The following is a 23,462-nucleotide window of genomic DNA, read 5'->3' as shown; positions in this document are numbered from 1 at the left end:
TCGAAATCTGGTCAAACTCGCCCAATTCGACACAAGCGCCCACACCATTGCTTGATCAATCTGTTAAAGAGCTTTCGGCGTCCGCCGCAAAGAAGGATCATTATAAAGACTTTCCATTCCGTGTCAACCCCTCTCTCTCCCTCCCCGCCACCCGCGGCACTCAAAACCGCCAGCACCGGAAGAGCTGCACATTATTCCCTAACCCACCCACCCTGTCAACTGCTCGGGTTTTAAAAGTCAACTTACCACCCAAACCCAAACCAATCCTGCGGCGAGTTAATCGACCGCATATCTATCACGAGCTTGACGCATTAGCTCAATGATCTGATTGCCATTAAATTTTAGAACGCAGCAACAGCAATCTCGCCTCCCCTTAGGAACCTCAGTCTTTAAGACGGTCTATTACTGGCCCTCGTTCGCAAGGGCATAACCATTAACTGGCCTATTCTGGTCGTCCCTCGATCGCGGGATATCGATGCCTGACGGCTATACGTTCGACGAGGCGAACGCGGTTCGTCATTGTCATACGTTCGTAATATTTCGGTAACGAAATAGTCATAGTCTCCCCTTAATCTTTTGTTGCTTTGGCGCGATCGATTGTTGAGATGTAACCAACAGCCCAAAAAATGGGCATATGCCAAAAAGTTGCGTCGGCTCTAGAGGCGCAATTCTTCGAGCACAGTTTTACGATTGGGGGAACAATGAGATTTAAACACTTAGCCTGTGCGATGTCCGTTGCATTTACCGGAGTCGGCGCGAATAACGCGTATGCACTCGACCTTTATATGGACAGCAAGACCAAGCAAATTTACGCAGAACCCGGTCCGGGGCGCGTACGACTCGGCAACTTTGAAAGAGTCGACGAAGAAGCGACCGAAGAACCCAAAACGCCTAAGAAAGCCGCAAATTCCAAGGGGGACGGCGACCAGATTAGAGCCGTAGAGGCACGCCTTAATAAAAAAATCGATGCTTTAGCCAATAAGCCCAAAGCTCCGGATGACGCCAAGGTCACTCTTGGCGCAAAGGGACTTCAGTTTCAATCGAACGACGGAAACTTCAAATTCGCCATCAACGGGCGCCTCCATGCGGACGCCGCCATCCAGTCCGGCGACAAGTTTGTAACTTATAACGACAACGATCCTAGTAACGGAAGCTTCGATCCTGCCGACGAAGAAGCGACAAAGAGAGATCTCGACTCCGGCACCGAACTCCGCCGTGTCCGTATCGAGGTCGCCGGCCAGTTCTTCAACGACTGGAAATTCAAGCTGCAACCGGACTATGCCGACGAGCAAGTCAGACTCAAGGACGCGTTCGTAAAATACACCGGTTTCGACTGGGGCGAATGGACCATCGGCCAAAGCAAGCAACCGTACAGCTTTCAGCAGATGATGAGTTCCAACGACATGCCGTTTATGGAACGTTCGTTGGAGTATGCTTTCACCGATGTTTCTGTGAACCGTGCGATTGGCCTCCGCTATGATCATTACGGTCGCACATGGACCGCCGCAGCTGGCATTTATGGCGATACGGCAACACGGCAAGCTGACAGCGCGGCGGACGACGAAGGCTGGGGCGCGTCGGGGCGCGCTACTTGGGCTCCCTGGTTTAAACCGGGCGAGCTGTTCCATGTCGGCGCTTCTGCCGCTTACCGAGTACCGCAGCAGGGCGACAAAACCGTTCGGTATCGCAATCGCCCCACTCACATCGATCACTTCTATCCGATCGATACCGGGAATATCGGAAATATCGACGATGAGGTGTTTTTCAACGCCGAGGCAACGGGCGCCTACGGCCCCGTTTCGTTCGAAAGCGAATATAACGTGGCCTATTTGCAACGGAACGGGGATGGAACCGAAGACGCCAAGTTCGACGGTTGGCACTTCGACGTGATGTATAGCCTGACCGGCGAATCGCGGGCCGCCGCCTACGATCCGAAAGATGCCGTCATTAAGCGTTTAACGCCCAATCGAAACTTTGACTTGGCCGGCGGCTGGGGCGCCTGGGAACTCAAAGGCCGCATTTCGCAAGTCAACATGAACAAGATCGGTACGCCCGGCGAACGTGGCGGACGCGAGACAGCGGCGACCCTCGGTGTCAACTGGTATCTGAATCCGTGGTTCCGGTTGATGCTGGACTACACCCATGTGATCGATATAGATCTCGGCACCGCCGGGACAAGTCGAGCACTTCTCGAAGGGGATCCGTCAGATCTCGACACGGTTCAGATGCGTGGCTCCCTGGCCTTCTAAACGAGCCATTTAGCTCGTCTGTCAAACCGAGAACCCCGCGAAAGCGGGGTTCGTCTTTGATACGCCGCAGATACCTGCTCCAAAGCATGCCACCTGACCGGCGCAGCTGTGCTTGCTTGCTTTACATTGTTATGATTTCTAAGGCTTTTCAATGTCATAACTTACCCCGCAGCGGTAGCCTTATCCAAAATCTAACAGGGAACACTGTTTCATGGAATTCAAGGATTATTACAAGATCATGGGTGTATCCAGAGACGCCTCGCAAGAGGATATAAAGCGAGCCTATCGTAAGCTCGCCCGCAAATATCATCCGGACGTCAGCAAGGAACGTAATGCCGAGGAGCGCTTCAAGGAACTTGGCGAGGCTTATGAAGTTTTGAAAGACCCGGAAAAGCGCGCGGCTTACGATCAAATCGCGGCCGGTCGCCAGCACGGCGAACGTTTTACGCCTCCACCCGACTGGGCATTTGACTTCGACTTTGGTGGTGGCGGTTTTACGGGGAGCGACGCAAGCGGATTTAGCGATTTTTTCGACAGCCTATTCGGCCGGGCTACGCGAGGCGGGCGGCGAGAACCCCGTAGCGGCTGGACTGGACCTCTATCTGGCCAGGATCAATATGCCAACATTTACATCAGCCTCGACGAGGCATTCTCGGGAGGGACTCAAACGGTTACTCTTGCGAGCCCGGAAATCGATGCAAAAGGCAGGGTTGTTAACAAGACCCGCACCTTAAACGTCAAGATACCGAAAGGCGTCAAAGAAGGACAACGCATTCGCCTGTCCGGGCAGGGCGGATCGGGCCGGTTGGGCGGCACGGCGGGTGATCTTTACCTGGAAATACGATTTAAGCCTCATCCATTCTTTCGCGCCGAAGGCGCGGATATTTCGCTGGAGTTGCCAGTAACGCCCTGGGAGGCCGCTCTCGGACTTTCGGTTCCCACACCGACGTTAGGCGGCAAAGTCGAACTCAAGCTCCCTCCTAACTCTCAAAGTGGGCAGAGGCTGCGCTTAAAAGGCCGCGGGCTGCCCTGCACTCCACCAGGAGATCAAATTGTAACTCTGCGCATCGTGATTCCGGAGGCCACAACCGCGGAGGCCAAGTCTCTCTATAGAAAGATGGCCGAGGTCATGCCGATGAATCCACGGGCGCATATGGGAGCGTGAACATGACGAATCGGACCGCTACCTCCTCGTCCGGTATGGTATTGGACGAAACGATTAAACTATCTCTGGTAGATGTATGCGAGGCATGCAGAGTCGACGCGGAATCCATTTTTGAAATGGTTAACGAAGGAATTGTCGATCCAGAAGGCTCGGAGCCGATGAATTGGCAATTCAACACCGCCGCGTTACGGCGCTTGCAAACGGCGTTACATCTGCAACGCGATCTCGGGGTTAACCTGCCCGGCGCGGCACTGGCATTGGATTTACTCGAAGAACTCGAGGCTTTACGCCGGCGCGCGCTGTAAGTGACATTTTAGGGCCTTCTATGAACACGCTGAACCACATACACCACGGTCTACACCATACTTTGCATTCGCTTGCCGAAGGCTGGTCTGCCTTGAAACAACGAGCGTCCCATGCACTCACGCGCTTTACACTTCGCGAGCCTCCTCACGAAGGGGGAAAATTGACGCAGGGAGCGTCGCGATGGGGTTTATTGCCAGCGGAAGTGCGGGAGGAGAATGATCGGATTACGATCGATATAGAAATCCCGGGAATGGAGGCCGACGATTTCGAAATACAAATCCTCGAAGATCAGCTAATCGTCCGGGGCGAAAAGCGAAATGCGCACGAGGGAAGCATTGGCGAACGTTATTTTCTGTTGGAACGAGCCTATGGTTTTTTTGAGCGGGTCATACATCTGCCTGCCGAGATTGACCAGGACAACATAAAGGCGCGTTACCGGCGCGGAGTTTTATCGATTTCGTTGCCCAAATCCAGCCATAACCATTCGCAACGGATAACGGTGACTACAGCATGAAAAGCATACCAATCAGTTTCGCACTACTACCGGCGTGCAAAAATTCAGGGAACATGAGGTTTGTTTGACGCAAGCGTATCCTGCAACGCCAGCCCTAAGGTGTTATACAAAAACTTAAAGTCCTGGCCCTGAAAACGCTTGGGAATCACCCGCTGACTCCCCAGCATCAACTCCGCCATTTCGCCGGCACCCAGCCTGAGAAGCCATGCCGGAACGGTTAGTAGCGCGGGCCGTCTCAAAACGTTTGCCAAACATTGAGTAAACTCATCATTGCGCACCGGTTCAGGTGCCGTTAGGTTGAACGCTCCGTCGAGAGCCGGCGACTCCAATAAATACTGAGTCATCGCAACGTGATCGTTTATGTGAACCCAAGACATCCATTGCTTACCATCGCCAAGCCGCGCACCTAACCCAAGCTTGAACGGAAGCAGCATTTTTTGCAGAAATCCGCCATTCTTGCCGATGACCAATCCGGTCCGAAGCAGGCATACCCGAACGCCGTATTCCCTTGCACTTAATGCGACACGCTCCCATGCCTCGCATAGTTCTTGGCCGAACTCGCCCCGTACCGGGGGCGAATTTTCATCAAGGATTTCGTTCCCCTGATCACCGTAGACTCCAACCGCTGATCCGCTGATAAGCACCGTCGGCTTGGAATTGGCATTACGGATCGCGTCGATGAGATGCTCGGTCAGGGTGACTCGACTATTCCATAGAATTTGTTTTCGTTGCTCACTCCAACGGGGGCCGATAATGGGTTCTCCCGCTAAATTGATCACAGCGTCGAAATGTTGATCCGACGTCCATTCGGCTAAACTTTTCAGCGCGACCACTCCGATCCCGCACTTTCCGGGCACTGTCTCAGGCTTTCGACTAAGCACGGTCAACTGATGACCTGCGCCAAGCAGTGCTTTACATAAGCTCCTGCCGATAAACCCAGTTCCGCCAGTGATGAATATTCGCATATTTCCTCCCCCTCCCTTGGCAAGGATGTAAACAACCCCTTATTTCCTATCGACGAACTGCTTTCCCAGAGGGCGCGAGCTTCGCACCCGAAAAACAGCTCTCGTAGAAAAAGAGGGCAAGCAATTATAACGGGTGGTGGATTTGGGGCACCAGAATCGATTGGTTTCGGGAATGGCTAGGCTATTTGCCCAGCTAGACGAGCGGTGGAGGAGAAGTCTTACGAGGAAGTGGCAAGGATAGGATTGTTAACTAAGATTAAAAACTTATAAGGTAACGCCTATGCTTGCCACATTTGGTGGCCTATTTCTTGTCGTCGTCGCTGAAAACCCAACGGACGAAGAAGACGGCAGCAGCTATAACTACGATAGTGACCACCATACCCATCGGGGTTCTCATTTTTTCAACTAAATCTAGTATGGCTCCCATTTCTTAACCTACCTTATTTGGTTTTATCGAAAATCTTAATAGCAGAACAATGCTATCGCGCCGGTTATCTTACCGTCTGAGCTAGCGCTGTCAAGTCGCTGGACGTCTGTCACGAGCGGCCCAACGGATCGATCCGTTAATCGTAGCAACAAAAACGGTACGTAAACCAGCCGCGCCTTTATGATTCAGTGACACAAAAAAACCTGGATGAAGAAACCTTCATCCAGGTTAATATCGGTGCCTTTAAAGGCTAAAAGCTAATTATTAAAAGCTACTGCCGCTTCGTACAAAGGGCAGAAAGACTTATCAAAAATAAAAATTAAAGGCTCGGGGATACGGTGGTCGAGATCTTCTGTTTGTCACCGTCAGGAGAGTTACCGCAAGCAATCACTCCCAGAGCTACCATGACCAAGCTGATAACGCATGCCAATTTTTTCATAAGATCCTCCTCAATTTCCAAAGCTTTAAGATTTTTTAGTTGGTAGTGCATGTAGCACGGAATCTTTTATAAAGAAGATTTCCCGAAAATGCAAGGGGCAGAAAGGGCGGAACGTTTGAACCCACGCACCCGCCTAGCACGGGCAGAAAACACGAGGTACCGATTGGATCATTCAGAGAAAAAGCACTTCCAGCCCGGCGGAGACGGAAGCATCCTGATTACCAGTCACATCGCCTCGTACCTGATCGAGCCCGATGAAATCGAACAAATTGCGATCCGCAAGCTGAGATAGCGCTATATTCTGCAGCGCTGTAAAAATAGTTTCCAAGCGCCCTGGGAACTGCTTTTCCCATGACTGCAGCATTTCCTTCATCGCCTTACGCTGCAAATTTTCCTGCGAGCCGCAGAGGTTACACGGGATAATCGGAAACGCTTTGATGCGCGCGTATTCTTCAATATCCTTTTCCCGGCAGTACGCAAGTGGCCGAATAACGATATGGCGCCGATCATCGCTCAACAGTTTGGGCGGCATTGCCTTAAGGGTGCCGCCGTAAAACAGGTTGAGAAAGAAGGTTTCAAGGATATCGTCGCGATGGTGACCCAACGCGATCTTGGTAATGCCGTGCTCAGCGGCATATCGGTAAAGCAACCCGCGTCGTAATCTGGAACACAAACCGCATGTCGTCTTGCCCTCCGGTACTACCCGCTTGACGATGCTGTAGGTATCCTGCTCAATGATATGGTAAGGAATCCCGCGACCGGCGAGATACTCCGGCAGCACGTGCTCGGGAAATCCCGGCTGCTTCTGATCCAGATTAACAGCAATGATGTCGAACTGAACCGGGGCATTCAGCCGAAGACTGAGCAGGACATCCAGAAGCGTGTAGGAATCCTTTCCTCCCGAGAGGCAAACCATCACCTTGTCGCCGTCCTCGATCATTCGATAGTCGGCGATGGCCTCGCCGACTAAACGGCGCAATCTCTTTTGCAGCTTATTGAATTCGTAACGCTGCTTTTCGGTCAGAGCGCCTGCCGCCCTATCCACCATAACGCCCGAAGATCAAACTAGCATTAGTCCCGCCAAACCCGAAGCTGTTCGACATGACCGTGTCGATGCGGGCATCGTCGATCCGCTTCCGCACGATGGGAACGCCTTCCGCGCCCGGGTCCAGCGTTTCGATATTGGCCGAAGCGGAAATGAAACCGCCATTCATCATCAATAAGGAATAAATCGCTTCGTGCACGCCCGCAGCGCCCAAAGCATGGCCTGTCAACGACTTTGTCGAACTAATGGGCGGAACCTCATCGCCGAAAACGGATTTCACGGCCTGCAGCTCTTTAATATCGCCGATCGGCGTGCTCGTTCCATGCGCATTGATGTAATCGATCTTGTTGCGCACACTTTCCATGGCTTGCCTCATGCAACGCGCAGCCCCCTCGCCGGAAGGCTGCACCATGTCGAAACCGTCGGAGGTCGCGCCGTATCCGATAAGCTCGCCGTAAATCTTGGCTCCACGGGCCTTGGCATGCTCCAGCTCCTCAAGAACCAGTACCCCGCCGCCTCCCGAAATAACGAATCCGTCCCGGTCGGCATCATAGGGACGCGATGCAATCTCGGGCCTGTCGTTATATTGCGAAGACAACGCTCCCATCGCATCGAAGAGCACGGTCATCGTCCAATGCACTTCCTCGCCGCCGCCGGCGAAAATGATGTCCTGCTTGTCCAGATGAATAAGTTCCGCCGCGTTTCCTATGCAGTGGGCACTGGTCGCGCATGCGGAACTGATGGAGTAATTGACCCCCTTGATCTTGAACGGCGTCGCGAGGCAGGCGGAATTGGTATTGGACATGGTCCTGGGCACCATATAAGGCCCAACTTTCTTAACGCCCTTCTCACGATAGTTGTCGAACGCAAGCAAGAGATTCGCCGTGGAAGGACCGCCCGACCCCATGATCAAGCCGGTTCTAGAATGCGATATTTCGGATTCGTCCAAGCCCGAATCGGCGATCGCCTCCTGCATGGCGAGGTAATTGTACGCTGCGCCATCTCCCATGAATCTGCGAATCTTGCGATCTATAAGATCGTCCAAATTCAGATCGATCGGACCGTAGACCTGACTGCGGAATGCCATCTCCCGGTATTCTTCACTGGACCGAATACCCGAACGCCCCTGTCGCAGAGACTCGGTTACCTCCTGTTGATTGCTGCCTATGCTGGAAACGATACCGATGCCGGTTACAACAACGCGTCTCATATCTGTATAGCTCGCTCAGAACGCATCTGTAGAGGTAAACAGGCCGACCCGAAGATCGCTAGCCTCATAGATGACCTTGCCATCGCACTCCATTTCCGCGTCGGCAAACCCCATGACTAACTTGCGCATCATCACCCGCTTGAGATGAATACGGTAAGTCACAAGCTTATGATGCGGCAGTACCTGGCCGCGAAACTTGACCTCTCCCACACCTAACGCGCGCCCGCGCCCTAACCCGCCCATCCAACCGAGGTAAAATCCGATCATCTGCCACATGGCGTCAAGGCCGAGACAGCCCGGCATCACAGGATCATTCTGAAAGTGGCAGGAAAAAAACCAAAGGTCCGGCGTTATATCCAACTCGGCGATGATCATACCTTTGTCGTAAAGCCCCTCATCGGAACTGATACGGGTGATGCGATCGAACATCAACATCGGAGGAAGCGGCAACTGGGCATTGCCGGGGCCGAACATTTCACCGCGTCCGCATTGAATCAATTCGTCCCGACTGTAACTGTGCTGTCTCTGTTGTAATCTAGATTCCTTAACAATCATAAAAGTGCCCGATATCGCTGTTGTTTTATGTTGCCCCTCGGCACCCACTGGTTACCGAGGGCGACCAGGCCGTACCAAAATTCCAAGCCGATTGCCAAACTTTATCGTGGGCGAAAATCCATTTATCGATGAGAACTTCCGGATAGCACCCTCGGAACGCACGAAAGTTTATTTCCCGTCAAGGCCTAGCAAAGAAAAGGCTTATTGTATCAGGAAAACATGAATTCCAGCAGCGTGCGGCAAAGTCGGTATTGAGACACCGTCATATTTCCCAACAAGAAATGAAATCTATCCACACGTCCGCCAACGCGGAATTCACAGCCGATGCTTTGGCCATCGGCCGTCATCTCGTCAAAGTTGGCCGACACAGAGAACACGGTTCGACATACCGGTCGGGTTATCATTCCCGGAAGCTGATCCAATCGGTGATGTGCTTTTATAGACCGGCCCGAGCCTACACGGGCTAGAATACCGAGCGTGTAAACGACAACGAGCAACCTTCGCGGGAAATCAGCCATGCAGGATCTACCGTCGATCGAAATTTTGCGCAGCTCACAGCCGCCAAGGGATTTCTTGGGGTATTCCGGCGCAGACCTGCCACCCGCAAGATCCCACCGTCTCATGGTGTTTACCTGTGCGTTCTTGCTCGCCTTCGTGACCGGCGCGACTTTTGTGTGGCTGCGCGAGCCGGTCTATGAGAGCACGGCCGCATTGCTTACGGTAGCGCCTACCGCCATAGACGAAGCAGACGCGAAAGCCAGCGTCCAGCACGTTACTGTACAAAGCGAGATCCTGCTCGGCGTCCCTTTGCTTGAAGCAACTTTGAGAAACTTAAGAGCCGCTGATGACGCACCCGAATTGTCCGACTTGACTGTCGGCGATCTTCAGGCCTTGCTCTCGGTCGATGTCATAACCGAGACCAACATCGTTAAGCTGCACGCCAAAGGATCGAACCCCAAGGTTCTGGCTTCGGTCATTAACGCTTGGATCGATGCCTATCAAGCGCGCCGTGAACGACAGACCCGCGAAACGAAAGACGGCACCGCCACGGCCTTGCAGCTCGAATTTCAACAGCTCGCCCAAAAAATCGAGGCAAAGCGCTGGGAACTGGATCAATTTCGCCGTAAACACGGCATCGTTTCGAAAAACGACGCTGATAACCGCGCCATGGCCCGGCTTTCCGGTCTCAACACCGCACTCAACAAAGCCACCGAGGACGAGGTCAAAGCGAAAGCCCAGCTCGACGCCATCAAAGAGGCCATCGCCCGAGGCGAGCCCGTGGTGCCGCCCAGCGATGAGCAAGGATTGGCGAATCTGGAAAAGAAAGCGCACGACCTGCGCCAGCAGCTCAAGGATTTGAAACGCCGATACACGTCTCAATACCTTTCGCTACAGCCTCAGTTCAAGCTTATTCCGGAACAGCTCAAACAAACCGAAGACGAGATCAAGAAAAAGCTCGAATACGGGAAACAGAACGCATTGAGCGAAGCACAACAGGCTTATGCGTCCGCTCAACAGACCGTCCGGGAAATACGCCGTCAAATCGAGGCGCATGAGCAGGAGGCGACCGAGTTCACAAGCCGTTTCGCCGAGCATGAGGCTATGCGCGCAAACCTCGAAAAGCTTGAAGAGGTTTACCGCGACGCCGAAATCCGGCTGGCACAGGTCGAAGCGAAACCTTACGAAAACCTCCCTCAACTCCAGGTCTTGGAACGGGGCTATGCCCCGGCTCGACCAATCTGGCCGAATTATTGGCGCGACAGCGGTATCGTCTTCGGCGGCAGCCTCGGCCTCGGCCTGATCACCGTGTGGCTTTACGAATACCTCACGCGCAGGGAAACCCCGCCGCCTGCGACAGTCTTACCCGATATCCACGTTTATTCGGTGCCGGAAAAAATTTTGCTTGAGCGTCGAATGACAACGCCGTCGGCCCTTCCCGCGGAACAATTTCCCGCTTTGGAAAGCCCGACGATACGAGAACTGACCGAGCCGGAGATCCGCGTATTACTGGAAGCGGCCAATCGCAGCACCAAATGGACGATAGGCCTGCTTCTATCCGGTCTGAGCCTTGAGGAAATCGCGGAACTGCGTGCCGAGCAGTTCGAACACGCCGGTGATACGCTGCGTATCGACGGCAAAAATTCTAGGGCCGTGCCCATCCCTCGGCGCCTTAAACTTTGGTTGGCCGAAAGCGAAGACTTTCCCAACTTGGAAACGGACGACCCGGCATCGTTGATCGCCTGCGCGGCCGTCGATTCCGGCCTTGCGCAGCCCGAAACGATCGATGCATCCGCCCTGCGCCACACTTATATTAGTTATTTGGTCCGCCAAGGCATTCGGCTGTCCGAACTGGAGCGTATCGTCGGCCCGCTGCCGGCGAAAACGCTCGCTGGCTACGGACGCTTTTCTCCACCCGGTCCTGGATTGCCTGCCGAAAGCGTGCCGCTGATTTATCCCGCTCTTAGGGCCTAACGACTTAGAAATGGTTTCCGATTCCAGTCCTCAGAATTCCCACCGCTTCACCTGGGCCTATATCCGATCCGTCGCATTGGAGCACAAGCGCGAATTGTTCACCGCTCACCTGATCGCCGTGTTCGCAGCCTTGAGCGCGGTCCCCGTGCCTTTACTCATGCCGCTGCTGGTGGACGAGGTCTTGTTGAACAAGCCCGGCATGGCCGTCGGCCTGCTCGACCGGCTTTTTCCCGCCGAATGGCATGGGCCGGCCCTGTATATTTCGGCCATACTGGGGCTTACTTTGCTCCTGCGCCTGATTGCGGCGATCTTCAACGTGTGGCAGACGCGGCAGTTCAGCTTTATTGCCAAAGACACCATCTATCGCATCCGCTGCCGGCTGATCGGCAAGCTGCAGCGCATCTCCATGGCGGAATACGAAAATCTCGGCAGCGGCTCCGTCGTGACCCATCTGGTCACCGACCTCGATACGCTCGATACGTTCATCGGCACAACCGTCGCGCGCTTCGTGGTGGCGTTACTGTCCTTGACCGGCACCGCCGTCATTCTACTGTGGATGCATTGGCAGCTTGCGCTGTTCATCCTGTTCCTGAATCCAATCGTGATTTTTTTCACCAAAACGCTGGGAAAACGGGTAAAAAATCTGAAGCGCGAAGAAAATTCCGCGATCGGCGCCTTTCAGCTCGCACTCACCGAAACCCTGGATGCCATCCATCAAATCCGGGCCAGCAATCGGGAGAAGCACTACATGGGGCGGCTGATGGAAGCGGCACGGACGGTTCGCGAGAATTCGGCCGCCTACGCCTGGAAAAGCGACGCCGCCAACCGGGTCAGTTTTCTGGTCTTCCTGTTCGGGTTCGACGTCTTCCGCGCCTTGGCTTTTTTTATGGTGATCTACTCCGACCTCACCGTCGGCGAGATGATGGCGGTCTCGGGCTACCTGTGGTTCATGATGACCCCGGTGCAGGAGATTCTGGGAATACAGTACGCCTGGTTCGGCGCGAAGGCGGCGCTGGAGCGGATCAACCAATTGAATGACCTGAAGCAGGAGCCGAAGTACCCGCATCTGATCGATCCCTTCGAAAAGGATAGGAGAGTGGGCATCTTCATCGACGATCTTCACTTCGCCTATCCGAACGGCAACGAGGTTTTGCGCGGCATCTCCATGGACATCCGCCCCGGCGAGAAAGTCGCGTTGATCGGTGCAAGCGGCGGCGGCAAATCGACCTTGGTGCAAGTATTGATCGGCCTTTATCCCCCGACTTCGGGCATGGTCTATTTCAACGGCGCGCCTATGGACAAAATCGGGATGGACGTGATACGGGAACATGTGGTCACGGTATTGCAGCACCCGGTGCTGTTCAACGACACCGTCCGAGCCAACCTGACCCTGGGCCGTCCGGCGCCCGACGAAGCACTCTGGCGCGCGCTCGAAATCGCCCAACTCAGGGACGTGGTGGAAGACAGCCGCGACCGGCTGGATACCGTCGTCGGCCGGCTGGGCATGCGGCTTTCCGGTGGTCAGCGCCAAAGGCTGGCGATCGCCCGCATGATCCTGGCCGATCCCAAGGTGGTGATCCTCGACGAAGCGACCTCGGCCATCGACAATGAAACCGAGACCCGCTTGTACGAAGGTCTGGACGAATTCCTCGCGGACCGCACGACGATCATCGTCGCCCACCGCTTGAGCGCGATCAAACACGCCGACCGCATTTACGTGTTCGAGGACGGGCGCATTTGCGAGCAGGGCGATCATGAAACCCTGGTTTCCGGCAAAGGTTTGTACGCGCGGCTCTATGGCCAGAAACCCGCGGTGCGGCGCGCACGGGATCTATCGTTCACCTCCTAAGCCGTGCCCTACGGCTCGATTCGCCGGAGGGAAGCCGAAAATCGCCAGCCGTAAATCGGGTACAATACCCGGCTTTCCGGACTCAAACCTCGGGCGTGCCTTTGTACGATCTCCACACCCATTCCACTGCTTCCGACGGCGCCTATTCGCCGTCCGAATTGGTTCGCCAGGCCGCAGCAGCCGGCGTAAACGTGCTCGCCCTTACCGATCATGATTCCACCGCGGGCCTAGACGAGGCGGAGACCGCCGCCCTCGATGCCGGCATTCAACTGATTCCCGGCGTCGAAATATCGGTAACCTGGGCGGACAAAACCATCCACATCGTCGGTTTGCGCATCGACCGTCACTGCAACGTCCTAAAACAGGGACTGAGCCGCCTCCAGGCAACGCGCCTCGAACGGGCGCAAGAGATCGGCCGGCGCCTCGACCGCTACGGTGTTCCTGGCACCTTTGAAGCGGCGCGGGAAATGGCCGGCGACGGCATGATTACACGCACCCATTTCGCTCGCCATCTCGTGGAGCTAGGTCTGGCAGGAAGCATGAAAGACGTGTTCGAGCGTTTCTTGACCCGCGGCAAGCCGGGCTATGTTTCGACCCGGTGGGCCGAAATGGCGGATGCCATCGCTTGGATTCGCGAAGCAGGCGGTGGCGCCGTGCTGGCCCATCCGCAGCGCTACAAACTCACCGCCAGTTGGATGCGACGGCTGATCGGGGAATTCAAGGAATGCGGCGGCGAGGCGATCGAGGTCGTCTCGGGAACGGCCTCTCCTAGCGATACCCAGTCCAGCGCCGAATACGCGCGGCGTTTCGGATTGCGCGCCTCCAGCGGCTCCGACTTTCACAGCCCGGAAACAGCCTGGGTGAAACTGGGCCGATTACCCCCGCTTCCGTCCGATCTGACTCCGGTATGGACCCATTGGAACCATTGACTCGTTGCACTTGGGCCGAGCGCAGCCTGCTGGAGCAGGCTTATCACGATCATGAATGGGGAACGCCCGTCCACGACGACCGCCTGCTGTTCGAATTCCTGATTCTGGAGGGCGCACAGGCCGGCCTTTCCTGGACCACGATTCTTCGTAAACGAGACGCCTACCGCGCGGCTTTCGACGGCTTCGATCCCGAACACGTGGCCCGCTACGACGAAGCCAAGACCGCCGAACTGCTGGCCAATCCCGGCATCGTTCGCAACCGCCTCAAAATCGCCGCGGCGGTAAACAATGCCCGCCGTTTTCTGGACGTGAAGGAACAATTCGGCAGCTTCGACGCCTTTCTCTGGCGCTTCGTCGACGGCTGTCCCAAGCAAAACGCCTGGCGGAGCATGGCGGACGTGCCGGCCCGAACGCCCGAGTCCGACGCGATGAGCAAGGACCTCGAGAAACGCGGATTTCGTTTTGTCGGCTCCGTCATTTGTTACGCCTACATGCAGGCGATCGGGATGGTCAACGACCACACCGTCGATTGCTTCCGCTGGAAGCATTTGCATCCGGCCGAGTCGCCGTAAAACCTGCTTTACACTCCCCGGACTAATCTTCCCGCTCTTTCCGCCTCGAAATGCTTCCTTCGAGGCTATCGCCATTCCAGGGGCTTTTACGTATCGGAGGCGGGAGATCTCCAATTTCCGCCAGCCCTTCAATGACTTATAGCCATAACCGTGCGGTCCGCGTCTGAACCGTATCGGGTGTCGCCCTGTACGACACAGTCCATTTGTCGAAAAATTTTACAGTTGCGGCGTCCGAGCCGCGGGCTTGCCCCAAGTTTGCAGGCGACACACGCATTCCAAACGATTGGCACATACGCTGCTTAACCAGTGCCGTCGGTTTTGGAGAGCCCAATTTGATTGCAATTCGACTCCTGCTTGGTTGGCTGCTAAGTATCAGCGCGACGCTTGTCCTGGCGCAGGACAGCATCGACACGGCAAGCGATCTGCGCACCCTGGCTCTGCGCTACGAGCACGGCCGAGGCGTCAAACAGGACTACGCCGAGGCTTACCGCCTTTACTGCAAAGCGGCGTTGCTCGGGGATGCGCAAGCGGCGTACAACCTCGGCTGGATGTACTTCAACGGCCGAGGCCTTTCCCGCAAGGCGGACGTCGCCGTAGGCTGGTTCATGCGTGCGGCCAAGACCGGCGATGTTTATGCGGCGCGGATGCTGGTGCGCTACCAGGGCATAACTCCTGCGGACGACTCCGACTGCCAGCCCGAACCGGCACCGGTTACAGCCAGCATCGAGCCCAGTTCAAATCCAAGCCGGAAACTCGTCGAAAGTTGGGTCAGCCAGATCGCACCGCAATATTCCATCGATCCGCGATTGGTATTAGCCGTCATCCAGGCGGAATCCGGTTTCAATCCGTCCGCACTCTCCAGCAAGAACGCCCAGGGACTGATGCAGCTCATTCCCGCCACGGCGGAGCGTTTCGGCATCAAGGATGTCTGGAACCCGGTGGAAAACATCAAGGGCGGAACCGCATATCTCCACTGGCTGTTGCGGCATTTCGGCGGCAACGTCGAATGGGCGGTGGCCGCTTACAACGCGGGCGAGCGAACCGTTGAACAATATCAGGGCGTTCCCCCTTATCGGGAAACCCGCAACTATGTTCAGCGCATTCTGGCGACTTACCAAAAGACTGTTCATCCGGTACCGCCGCCGCGATCGGACGATCGTTTGTTCTAATCGGCCCGGAGCCGCTCTCCGTCCATCAAAGCCGCCCCGCATCGACAATCGGCGAAACCCAGTAGTGAATCGCCGATCCTGCGAAATCTGTCTTTAATCGATCCAGCAACACCTCCAGGTCGGAGCCGGCGAGCTGCACATCGAAGCGAACCTGCCGCTTGCGTCCGGTCACCTGCTCAACCAGGGTCAAGCTTTCCGGATGGCTCGAATGGCCGCTGATCGGAAAGCTGCTGAATCCGCTCGGATGCTCGTACTGCAATAGCCAATCGATTATGGGTTCCTCGTGACCGGGTGGGGCGATCAAGGTAAGAAGAAAGAATTCGCTCATGGGATGCTCCGAATGGGTAATTCCAAATCGCTTTCAATCAGGCATTCATTTTCGTAGGGTGGCTTAGGCGCACATCAGCACTGACCGACTGCCGATCACTGTGCTTCGCGTGCGCCGTAACCCGCCAAGCGACCTTCAATCGGTGGGTTACGCGGAGCCTGTCCCGAGCCCTTCGACGATGCTCAGGACAGGCTTGTCGAAGGGCTATCCCGCCATCGATGGGTTTCGCTTCGCTCTACCCATCCTACGATGAATGTTCACTCGAATGCCGAATGGAATAAGAATGAAATCATTGTTTTGGCTCCCCCACCCTAATCTTCTCCCAGAGGGAGAGGAGATTGGACCCGACTCTGGATTCGCCGTAGCGACGGTAGAGAATGGGCAGCAGCACCAAGGTCAGCAGCGTCGACGTGAAGAGTCCGCCGACGCCGACCACCGCCAGCGGCCGCTGGATTTCCGAGCCCGGACCGGTCGCGAACAACAGCGGAATGAGTCCGAAGGCGGCGATGCCGGCGGTCATCAGCACCGGCCGAAGCCGACGCATTGCGCCTACCACCACCGCTTCATCCATGGGTAGCCCAAGTACCCGCAGTTGGTTGAAATAGCTCACCATCACCACACCGTTCAACACGGCGATGCCCAACAAAGAAATGAAGCCCACTGAAGCCGAAACCGAGAGATATTCTCCGGAAATCCAGACGCCGTACACGCCGCCGATGAGCGCCAGGGGTACGTTGGCCAAGACCAGAATGGCCTGGCGCACCGAGCCGAAGGTGGAAAACAGAAGCAGGAAGATCAGCCCGATCGACACCGGAATGACCACGGCCAAGCGGGCGGCGGCCCGCTGCTGGTTTTCGAACTGGCCGCCCCATTCGATGTAATAGCCGGTAGGCAACTGCACCTGGCCGGCCACGGCCTGCTTGGCCTCTTCCACGAAGCCCACCAGATCCCGTCCCTCGACATTGCTGCGCACCGATGTGTAGCGCTGGCCGCGCTCGCGGTTGACCGCCACCACGCCTTCCACCGGCTCGATTTTGGCGACTACCGACAATGGCACCCGGCGCCCGTCGGGCAAGGCGATCTGCAGGGTGGACATATTGGCCGGCTCTCCGGAGCCTCTGAGCAGCAACGGCGTGCGGCGGATGCCCTCCTGGACGATGCCGAGCTTGAGCCCCTCGATCTGGGCCCGCAAGGTGTCGGCCAGAGAATCCGCATCCAACCCCAGGCGTCCCGCGGCCAGCCGGTCCACTTTCACCACCAGGTACTGCATGCCTTCGTTGCGGATGGTGAACACGTCCGAAGCGCCGGGAATCTTCCGCATCACGGCGGCGATTTCCTCCGCCTTGGCGTTGAGCACGGCGAGTTCCGGGCCGTACAGCTTGACCGCCACGTCGCCGCGCACTCCGGTCAGCATCTCGGTGACCCGCATCTGAATCGGCTGGGTGAAGCCGTAAGCGATGCCGGGAATGGTATCCAGAACCTTACGGATTTCGTCGATCAGGGCTTCCTTGCTGTCCATGCGCCATTCGTCCGGCGGCTTGAGGACGAAGAAGTTGTCGGTCTCGTTGAGTCCCATGGGGTCGAGGCCGATCTCGTCCGCGCCGACGCGGGATACGGCCCGCGTCACTTCCGGCACGTGCTCCAGGATAGCCTTTTGGATTTGCTGGTCCAGCCGCACCGACTGCTCCAGCGTGATGGACGGCAGTTTCTCCACCTGCACGATGATGTCGCCCTCGTCCATGGTGGGCATGAAGGTCTTGCCGATCTGGAAATAAACGCCCACAGTGGACAGCAGCAGCAGTCCCGCGCCGAGCAACACGGTGCGGCCGTGAGCGAGGGACCAGATCAGGACCGGGCGGTACCATTCCGAGAGCTTCCGCGCCAGCCAGGGCTCCTCGTGTTTGACGCGCTTCATCAGGAAAGAGGCCACGACCGGGATCACGACCAAGGAGAAGATCAACGATCCGCTCATGGCGAACACGTTGGTGAAGGCCAAGGGCTTGAACATCTTGCCTTCCAGGCCCTCCAGGGTAAACAGCGGCACGAACACGACGCCGATGATGATCGTCCCCGAGACCACGGGCGCGGTGACTTCGCGCATGGCGCGGTAGATCGCGTGCAGTCGCGGCACTCGATTCGTCTTGCTCTGCTCAGCGAGATGGGTGGTGATGTTCTCCACCACCACCACCGCCGGGTCGACCAGCTTGCCGATCGCGATGGCGAGCCCGCCGAGGCTCATGAGATTGGCCGTCAGGCCGAAGTGGTTCATCAGCAGAAAGGTGAACAGGGCCACCATGGGCAGAATGAAGGCGACGGTCAGCGCGGCCCGGAGATCGCCGAGGAACAGAACCAGCAGGATCAGCACCAGAATGGTAGCCTCCACCAAGGCCCGGACGATGGTGTTTATTGCTTTCCCGACCAAGTCGCCGCGGTTGTAGAACACGCTGACTTTGACCTCCTTGGGCAAAGCCGGGCGGATTTCCTCGAGCTTCTTCTCGACTCCTTCCACCACCTGCCGGGCATTCGCTCCCCTGAGGCTCAGCACCAGGCCCTCGACCGCTTCGCTCTGGCCGTTCTGGCTCACGGCGCCGTAGCGGGTCAGGGCGCCTATGCGGACGTCGGCCACATCGCCCACGGTGATGGACGTGCCGTTCCGCTCCGCGACGACGATGGTGCGCACGTCGTCCAGGTCGACGATCCGCCCCTCGGTACGCACCAGAAGCGCCTCCTCGCCTTGGGCCAAACGGCCGGCGCCGTCGTTGCGGTTATTGGACTTGAGCGCCTCGGCCAGTTCTCCGATACTCACGCCGCGAGCCGCCATCCGCATGTTGTCGGGAATGACCTCGAAGCTTCTCACCATCCCGCCCAATGCGTTCACGTCGGCGACGCCCGGCACCGTGCGCAGCGCCGGTCTAATCACCCAGTCCAGGAGGGTTCGCCGCTCGGAGAGGCTCAAGCCATCGCCTTCCACCGTAAACATGAACATCTCGCCCAAAGGCGTGGTCATGGGTGCGATACCGCCTTCCGCGTTGCCCGGCAGATTTCCCCAAACCTCGTTCAGGCGCTCCGCCACCTGTTGGCGCGCCCAATAAATATCGGTGCCCTCCTCGAAGTCGATGGTGATGTCGGTAAGCGCGTATTTCGCGATGGAGCGGAGCATGGTCTGCCTGGGGATGCCGAGCATTTCCACCTCGATGGGCGCCGTGACGCGCGCTTCCACCTCTTCCGGGGTCATGCCGGGCACCTTGATGATGATCTTGACCTGAGTCGGCGAAACGTCCGGAAAGGCGTCGATGGGCAGATTGGCCGCGGCGAACCAGCCGGCGCCGGCCAGGAGCAGGGCGCTCAGCAAGGCGAACAGGCGCTGGGTCAGCGCGAACTGGATCAAACGTGCGATCACTCTTCTTCTCCCATGCCGAGCCAGGCGGCCTTCAGCGCGGCCACGCCTTGCACGGCCACTTCCTCGCCCGCGTCCAAGCCTTCGTGAATGACGACGCTATAAGCTTCCAGACCGGCCACCGCCACTTCGCGCGCGACAAAACCCTCAGGCGTTTGCACGAACACGTAGTTTCGGCCTTCGTGGCCGACCAACGCGGCGACGGGCAGGCGGAAAATCAGGTCGGTGCTTTTGTGCATCAGTTGCGCGTTTATGTGCATGCCCGGCCGCAGATCCTCCGCTGGGCTGTCGACCACGGCCCGTACCAAAGCGCTTTGGCTCTTGGGATCCACGTGCTGACCGACCTCGATGATGCGGGCGGTGGCCCGAGAATTTTCCAGGCTGATGCGGTCGCCGATTCTCACCTCGTGCAGCCGTTCCTGAGGCATGTCGACCTCCAGCCACAATTCGTCCAGTCTGCCGACCCGAAACAGCGGCGCGAGTCTATCCACCCGCTGCCCCACCACGGCCATGCGTTCGAGCACGACGCCGTCTATCGGGGAACGCACTTCTATCAGACTGCTCAGCTGCCGATTAGTCTTAAGGCGCCGAATCTCGCCTTGGCCCAGCCCTGACGCCGCCAGGGTCTGTTCCGCTGCCCGCAGCGCTGCCTGAGCCTTGTCGAAATCGCTCTTGGTTTCCTGCCAGCGCAACCGGGAAATAATGCCCTCCTTAAGCAGAGTCTCGTCCCGTCTCAGCCGCGCTTGGGCCAAATTGAATTCGGAGGCGGCATCGAGCAATTCCCGTTGCAGGGCCAGCAAATCGGGACTCTGAATACGGGCGAGCACTTCGCCTTGTTTCACCCTTACGCCCAGGGGTACGGCGACGTTGCTGATCACTCCCGCTTGCGGGGCGCTGACGACGAATTCGTTCTGCGGCGGTAAAACGACACGGGCCGGCGCCCGCGCCAGCGGCATGGCTGCAACCTCTTCCGGCTTCACCGTGCGGATTCCCAAATGTTTCGCTTGTTCCGCCGTAACCTGAACCGCATTCTCGGCCGCGAGTCCCGTCGCGCAAAAATATAAAAGCATGGACAAAAAGACGAGTCTCATGGCGTGACTCCGACCACTTGGTTGTAGACCGCGATATCCCGCTGCAACAGGATGGCCCGTTCGGCGGCATCGCGAATGGCGGCCTGGGCGGTGGCCTGGATCTTGAGATAATCGATCAGCGAAATCTCCCCGGTCTCGAACGCGAGCCGGCTCATTTTGAGCTGGGACTCGGCGATTTCCCGCCGCCTTTCGGCGATCGTCAGGGCGGCGCGATCGACCTCGAGATTGTGTATCGCCTCATGCAGCGCCTTCTCCAACTGCCGCAACAAGATGTCCCGATCAGTCAGGCGCTGGGTCAGGACGATATTGGCCTCGGCCACGAACGGCGCGTTATAGGCCTCACCGCCGATGGGGATTTGCAGCACGAAGTTGGTTTCGTTGTTATAGCCTTCTTTTCGGGTGCCCCGTTCGTGCTGGGTACCGACCAGAATCGAAGGCTGGTTGCCCTGCTTGGACTTGCGGGTGAACTCGACTTCGGCCTGGGCGCGCTCGATCAATGCGTTGGCGACGGCCAGGGCCGGATGGCTCTCGTCGAACGTGCTGCGGGGGCTTTGCTCCTCCTCGAAAAATTTCGGCGCACGCTCCAGGCGGGTCAGATTGGAATAGCTCTTGCGGGCATGCATCACCTCCGCTTCGGCCTGAACAACCGCGGTCTTTTTCTCCAGCTCGTCGCTTTCCGCAAGCAGCAAGTCTGCCCGCGCGAGGTCGCCGACATCGACACGCCGTTGCACCAGGGCGGTCAACTGCCTGGAAACCTCGTAGATACGCTCGGCAAGCTCATATCGGTTTTCCACCAGCCGAAGGTTCCATAGGGCATCGCGCACTAGGCCGGCCACCTCGTGCCTTATCGCCCGCGCGAGCAAAGCGGTGCTCTGCGTCGCTTCCTCGGCCACGGCCCTGCTCGCCGCGCGCTGGCCCCACATCCATACCGGAATTTGATAGCCGGTCTGTATTTCCACCGCGCCGCGATCGTTAAAGGCACGATCGTCGATCCATTGCAGATAGACCGCAGGGTAACCCGCTATCCAACTGGCACTGCGGCGCTCCAGAGCCTTAGCCTCATTCTCGAAAGCCGCGATGAGAGCGCTTTGCGGGTATTTTTCGAAAGTGGCCTCGATGACCTGGCCAAGGCTCAGCGATTCGTCGAACACCAGCTCATCGTAATGATCGACAAAGCGCTCTTCGGAGGCGACGGGCGCGATCGCGAAAAAACAAGCCGCGCCTGCCACACACACTAAAAGCTTCATTGGTATTTTTCTCCCAAAGTCACGAGCCGGGACGACGGTGACCGCTGCTCAAGCTGGACGGGAAACGCTCCCGTGCCCATTGCCCGATGTCCACACTGAATTCTTTTCGTTAAAGGCCACCCGCCCACACAGGGCAGGCCCCCGATAAAGCCGGGAACAGAGAGCGAAAGTCCTTTAAAAGGCGAATTTGGTCAAGCGTTTAACGGTGGGGCGCGCGGGGCGGTATTGCGGTAGAAACACGAATCCGGCGAGGGTGATTCCTCGACAAGAGATGGGGTCGCGATTAGTTGTGATCGCCGAATCGACGCGGCGATGGAGGGAAGGCAAGGCTGATCATCGGCGATCGGCGAAAACTTGGCTTTGCCGGCCTCGCCCCAGAATCCGGCCTGAACGCTGATAATGACGTCCTGATCGAGCGGCGGCGCATCGGCTTGAACCGATGTCTCTCCGCTTTTCGATAGGAATTCCAGCCCGGGAACATGCAGAAAGCCGCCCGTTTCGCCCCCGGTGTGCGCATGAACCCACGGCGCGATGACTTGCATCAGCGTCAAGAGAACTAGCAGGATCGTACGGGAAGCGAGCGTTGTCACAGTTCGACAATAGTACGGATGGTAAAAACTTGTACAGTATAGTCCTTATGGAAGGCCGAAAAAATCCAGTGATGCGCCATGGCTGTACAAAAGAATCCCGACACCGATGCGTGGAGCGTATAGGCTTTGACACCGGCCGCAGTCACGGATTTCCTCGACAGCTACTCGAAAGGAAATGCCGAGCCCGCATGTCTCTATCGCGACCTTAAAGCCGATACTGTGGTTTGGAGCTAATGCCGACGCGGTGTTTCGAACATCCGAAGAAGAGATTTGCGCCGCATTCAGCTGAGATTTTGGCTGTACGGCTAATATCCGTCTGCTTGGCTATCACGATATTCGGATCGAGGCGGACCCGCTGCTTGCCAGTGCCAGTGTAACTGTCTAGTCACCGATTTCGTATCGAAGCAGAGGGAAAAATCTCGAATTGAGTCTCATCGAAATTCTCGCATCCCGTGAATACCAGAATCCTTTCCATCCCGGTCAGGCCTGTTGGGAGCACCGTATAATGCGACTCCTGCCTGATCTACGATGCTCCGATCTCGGGTGGTTCTAAGACATTCTCTCAGTCTGGGGCCGATAGACCGGCGACCAACCATATGCCTTGCACATCCAAAGCTTTACGCCTTTTCCATAGCGTACATATACTTAGCCGGCCCTCATCGAGGGTGTGCAAGGAGGACTCGATGGAAATTCAGGGAATCCGGCGCCGCAAAACCGCGCTATTCACATGCCTTACGACAACATCGAACGATGTTGAACATCATGGAGATTAGAGTATGAAAAGGCTTGTCACACTGCTGGTTTATTTTTCTTTACTTGCTTTGCTTGCTGGTTGCGATCGCGAGACTCCGCCCAAACCACCCGAAACCGTATGCGGTACTATCCGCGGGTTGTCTTGTCCGGAGGGACAATACTGTGATCTTGGCGTCGGCCAGTGCAAAGT

Annotated in this window: 19 protein-coding genes; 10 read left to right on the top strand and 9 right to left on the bottom strand. The window is 56.9% G+C overall.

Annotated elements, in window-relative coordinates; all coding sequences use genetic code 11:
- From ABJK70_RS05825 to ABJK70_RS05805, 5 genes are all read left to right on the top strand, one after another.
- Positions 1-323 (top strand): hypothetical protein (locus ABJK70_RS05825; RefSeq protein ID WP_347257546.1); only part of this gene is annotated, 323 nt, incomplete at its 5' end.
- Between the two features lie 378 nt (positions 324-701).
- On the top strand, positions 702-2,249 hold the full coding sequence (locus ABJK70_RS05820) for a porin (protein WP_166642736.1): 1,548 nt from the start codon (positions 702-704) through the stop codon (positions 2,247-2,249).
- Between the two features lie 211 nt (positions 2,250-2,460).
- Entirely contained in the window at positions 2,461-3,414 is a 954-nt protein-coding gene (locus ABJK70_RS05815; RefSeq protein WP_156881346.1) for a DnaJ C-terminal domain-containing protein, read from the top strand.
- Positions 3,415-3,449: 35 nt separating this feature from the next.
- Positions 3,450-3,719, top strand: a complete 270-nt coding sequence (locus tag ABJK70_RS05810; RefSeq protein ID WP_347257548.1) for a chaperone modulator CbpM — start codon at positions 3,450-3,452, stop codon at positions 3,717-3,719.
- A gap of 20 nt (positions 3,720-3,739) precedes the next feature.
- Positions 3,740-4,234, top strand: a complete 495-nt coding sequence (locus ABJK70_RS05805) for an Hsp20/alpha crystallin family protein (RefSeq protein WP_077728140.1) — start codon at positions 3,740-3,742, stop codon at positions 4,232-4,234.
- A 44-nt stretch (positions 4,235-4,278) separates the two neighbouring features.
- On the opposite strand, the gene ABJK70_RS05800 is transcribed toward ABJK70_RS05805, so the two are convergent.
- The 4 genes from ABJK70_RS05800 to fabA all read right to left on the bottom strand — a co-directional run bounded on the left by ABJK70_RS05800 (position 4,279) and on the right by fabA (position 8,875).
- Positions 4,279-5,199 carry a TIGR01777 family oxidoreductase gene (locus tag ABJK70_RS05800; protein WP_077728141.1) on the bottom strand — a complete coding sequence of 307 codons (921 nt, stop codon included), beginning with the start codon at positions 5,197-5,199 and terminating at the stop codon, positions 4,279-4,281.
- A 1,038-nt stretch (positions 5,200-6,237) separates the two neighbouring features.
- Entirely contained in the window at positions 6,238-7,113 is an 876-nt protein-coding gene (gene ttcA / locus ABJK70_RS05795) for a tRNA 2-thiocytidine(32) synthetase TtcA (protein WP_077728142.1), read from the bottom strand.
- Entirely contained in the window at positions 7,103-8,320 is a 1,218-nt protein-coding gene (gene fabB / locus ABJK70_RS05790) for a beta-ketoacyl-ACP synthase I (RefSeq protein ID WP_347257545.1), read from the bottom strand. The genes ttcA and fabB overlap by 11 nt, the downstream gene beginning before the upstream one ends.
- Before the next feature lie 15 nt (positions 8,321-8,335).
- Positions 8,336-8,875 carry a 3-hydroxyacyl-[acyl-carrier-protein] dehydratase FabA gene (fabA, locus tag ABJK70_RS05785; RefSeq protein ID WP_077728144.1) on the bottom strand — a complete coding sequence of 180 codons (540 nt, stop codon included), beginning with the start codon at positions 8,873-8,875 and terminating at the stop codon, positions 8,336-8,338.
- A 516-nt stretch (positions 8,876-9,391) separates the two neighbouring features.
- Between fabA and ABJK70_RS05780 the strand changes: the two genes are divergently transcribed.
- The 5 genes from ABJK70_RS05780 (at position 9,392) to ABJK70_RS05760 (ending at position 15,866) form a co-directional block, all read left to right on the top strand.
- Positions 9,392-11,347 (top strand): integrase, encoded by a 1,956-nt coding sequence (locus ABJK70_RS05780; protein WP_347257544.1) that lies wholly within the window; start codon positions 9,392-9,394, stop codon positions 11,345-11,347.
- 10 nt (positions 11,348-11,357) lie between these two features.
- On the top strand, positions 11,358-13,196 hold the full coding sequence (locus ABJK70_RS05775) for an ABC transporter ATP-binding protein (protein ID WP_156881349.1): 1,839 nt from the start codon (positions 11,358-11,360) through the stop codon (positions 13,194-13,196).
- 95 nt (positions 13,197-13,291) lie between these two features.
- Entirely contained in the window at positions 13,292-14,125 is an 834-nt protein-coding gene (locus ABJK70_RS05770) for a PHP domain-containing protein (protein WP_347257543.1), read from the top strand.
- The gene (locus tag ABJK70_RS05765; protein WP_240502377.1) at positions 14,122-14,697 is read left to right on the top strand and encodes a DNA-3-methyladenine glycosylase I; all 576 of its coding nucleotides are present in this window, start codon (positions 14,122-14,124) and stop codon (positions 14,695-14,697) included. Before ABJK70_RS05770 ends, ABJK70_RS05765 begins: the two co-directional genes overlap by 4 nt.
- A gap of 332 nt (positions 14,698-15,029) precedes the next feature.
- On the top strand, positions 15,030-15,866 hold the full coding sequence (locus ABJK70_RS05760; protein WP_240502368.1) for a transglycosylase SLT domain-containing protein: 837 nt from the start codon (positions 15,030-15,032) through the stop codon (positions 15,864-15,866).
- A 25-nt stretch (positions 15,867-15,891) separates the two neighbouring features.
- Here ABJK70_RS05760 and ABJK70_RS05755 read toward each other — a convergent pair whose 3' ends face one another.
- From ABJK70_RS05755 to ABJK70_RS05735, 5 genes are all read right to left on the bottom strand, one after another.
- Positions 15,892-16,194, bottom strand: coding sequence for a DUF3240 family protein (locus tag ABJK70_RS05755; RefSeq protein WP_077728150.1), 303 nt, complete (start codon positions 16,192-16,194; stop codon positions 15,892-15,894).
- 289 nt (positions 16,195-16,483) lie between these two features.
- Positions 16,484-19,591 carry a CusA/CzcA family heavy metal efflux RND transporter gene (locus ABJK70_RS05750; RefSeq protein WP_347257547.1) on the bottom strand — a complete coding sequence of 1,036 codons (3,108 nt, stop codon included), beginning with the start codon at positions 19,589-19,591 and terminating at the stop codon, positions 16,484-16,486.
- Positions 19,591-20,682, bottom strand: coding sequence for an efflux RND transporter periplasmic adaptor subunit (locus ABJK70_RS05745; RefSeq protein WP_347257542.1), 1,092 nt, complete (start codon positions 20,680-20,682; stop codon positions 19,591-19,593). Before ABJK70_RS05745 ends, ABJK70_RS05750 begins: the two co-directional genes overlap by 1 nt.
- On the bottom strand, positions 20,679-21,929 hold the full coding sequence (locus ABJK70_RS05740) for a TolC family protein (RefSeq protein WP_086133212.1): 1,251 nt from the start codon (positions 21,927-21,929) through the stop codon (positions 20,679-20,681). The genes ABJK70_RS05745 and ABJK70_RS05740 overlap by 4 nt, the downstream gene beginning before the upstream one ends.
- Before the next feature lie 191 nt (positions 21,930-22,120).
- Positions 22,121-22,519: a hypothetical protein gene (locus tag ABJK70_RS05735; protein WP_077728153.1), complete on the bottom strand. Its 399-nt coding sequence runs from the start codon at positions 22,517-22,519 to the stop codon at positions 22,121-22,123.
- Between the last annotated feature and the right edge of the window lie 943 nt (positions 22,520-23,462).

This window comes from Methylocaldum sp. (assembly GCF_039794385.1).
GTDB lineage: Bacteria > Pseudomonadota > Gammaproteobacteria > Methylococcales > Methylococcaceae > Methylocaldum.
Note: the sequence above shows the minus strand (reverse complement) of the source record. Positions and strands in the feature narration are given on the sequence as shown.

Bases quoted from the DNA above. Each gene is read 5' to 3' on its own strand.
- ABJK70_RS05820 (WP_166642736.1), top strand. From the start codon at position 702: ATGAGATTTAAACACTTAGCCTGTGCGATGTCCGTTGCATTTACCGGA.
- ABJK70_RS05815 (WP_156881346.1), top strand. From the start codon at position 2,461: ATGGAATTCAAGGATTATTACAAGATCATGGGTGTATCCAGAGACGCC.
- ABJK70_RS05810 (WP_347257548.1), top strand. From the start codon at position 3,450: ATGGTATTGGACGAAACGATTAAACTATCTCTGGTAGATGTATGCGAG.
- ABJK70_RS05805 (WP_077728140.1), top strand. From the start codon at position 3,740: ATGAACACGCTGAACCACATACACCACGGTCTACACCATACTTTGCAT.
- ABJK70_RS05800 (WP_077728141.1), bottom strand. From the start codon at position 5,199: ATGCGAATATTCATCACTGGCGGAACTGGGTTTATCGGCAGGAGCTTA.
- ttcA (WP_077728142.1), bottom strand. From the start codon at position 7,113: ATGGTGGATAGGGCGGCAGGCGCTCTGACCGAAAAGCAGCGTTACGAA.
- fabB (WP_347257545.1), bottom strand. From the start codon at position 8,320: ATGAGACGCGTTGTTGTAACCGGCATCGGTATCGTTTCCAGCATAGGC.
- fabA (WP_077728144.1), bottom strand. From the start codon at position 8,875: ATGATTGTTAAGGAATCTAGATTACAACAGAGACAGCACAGTTACAGT.
- ABJK70_RS05780 (WP_347257544.1), top strand. From the start codon at position 9,392: ATGCAGGATCTACCGTCGATCGAAATTTTGCGCAGCTCACAGCCGCCA.
- ABJK70_RS05775 (WP_156881349.1), top strand. From the start codon at position 11,358: ATGGTTTCCGATTCCAGTCCTCAGAATTCCCACCGCTTCACCTGGGCC.
- ABJK70_RS05755 (WP_077728150.1), bottom strand. From the start codon at position 16,194: ATGAGCGAATTCTTTCTTCTTACCTTGATCGCCCCACCCGGTCACGAG.
- ABJK70_RS05745 (WP_347257542.1), bottom strand. From the start codon at position 20,682: ATGAGACTCGTCTTTTTGTCCATGCTTTTATATTTTTGCGCGACGGGA.
- ABJK70_RS05740 (WP_086133212.1), bottom strand. From the start codon at position 21,929: ATGAAGCTTTTAGTGTGTGTGGCAGGCGCGGCTTGTTTTTTCGCGATC.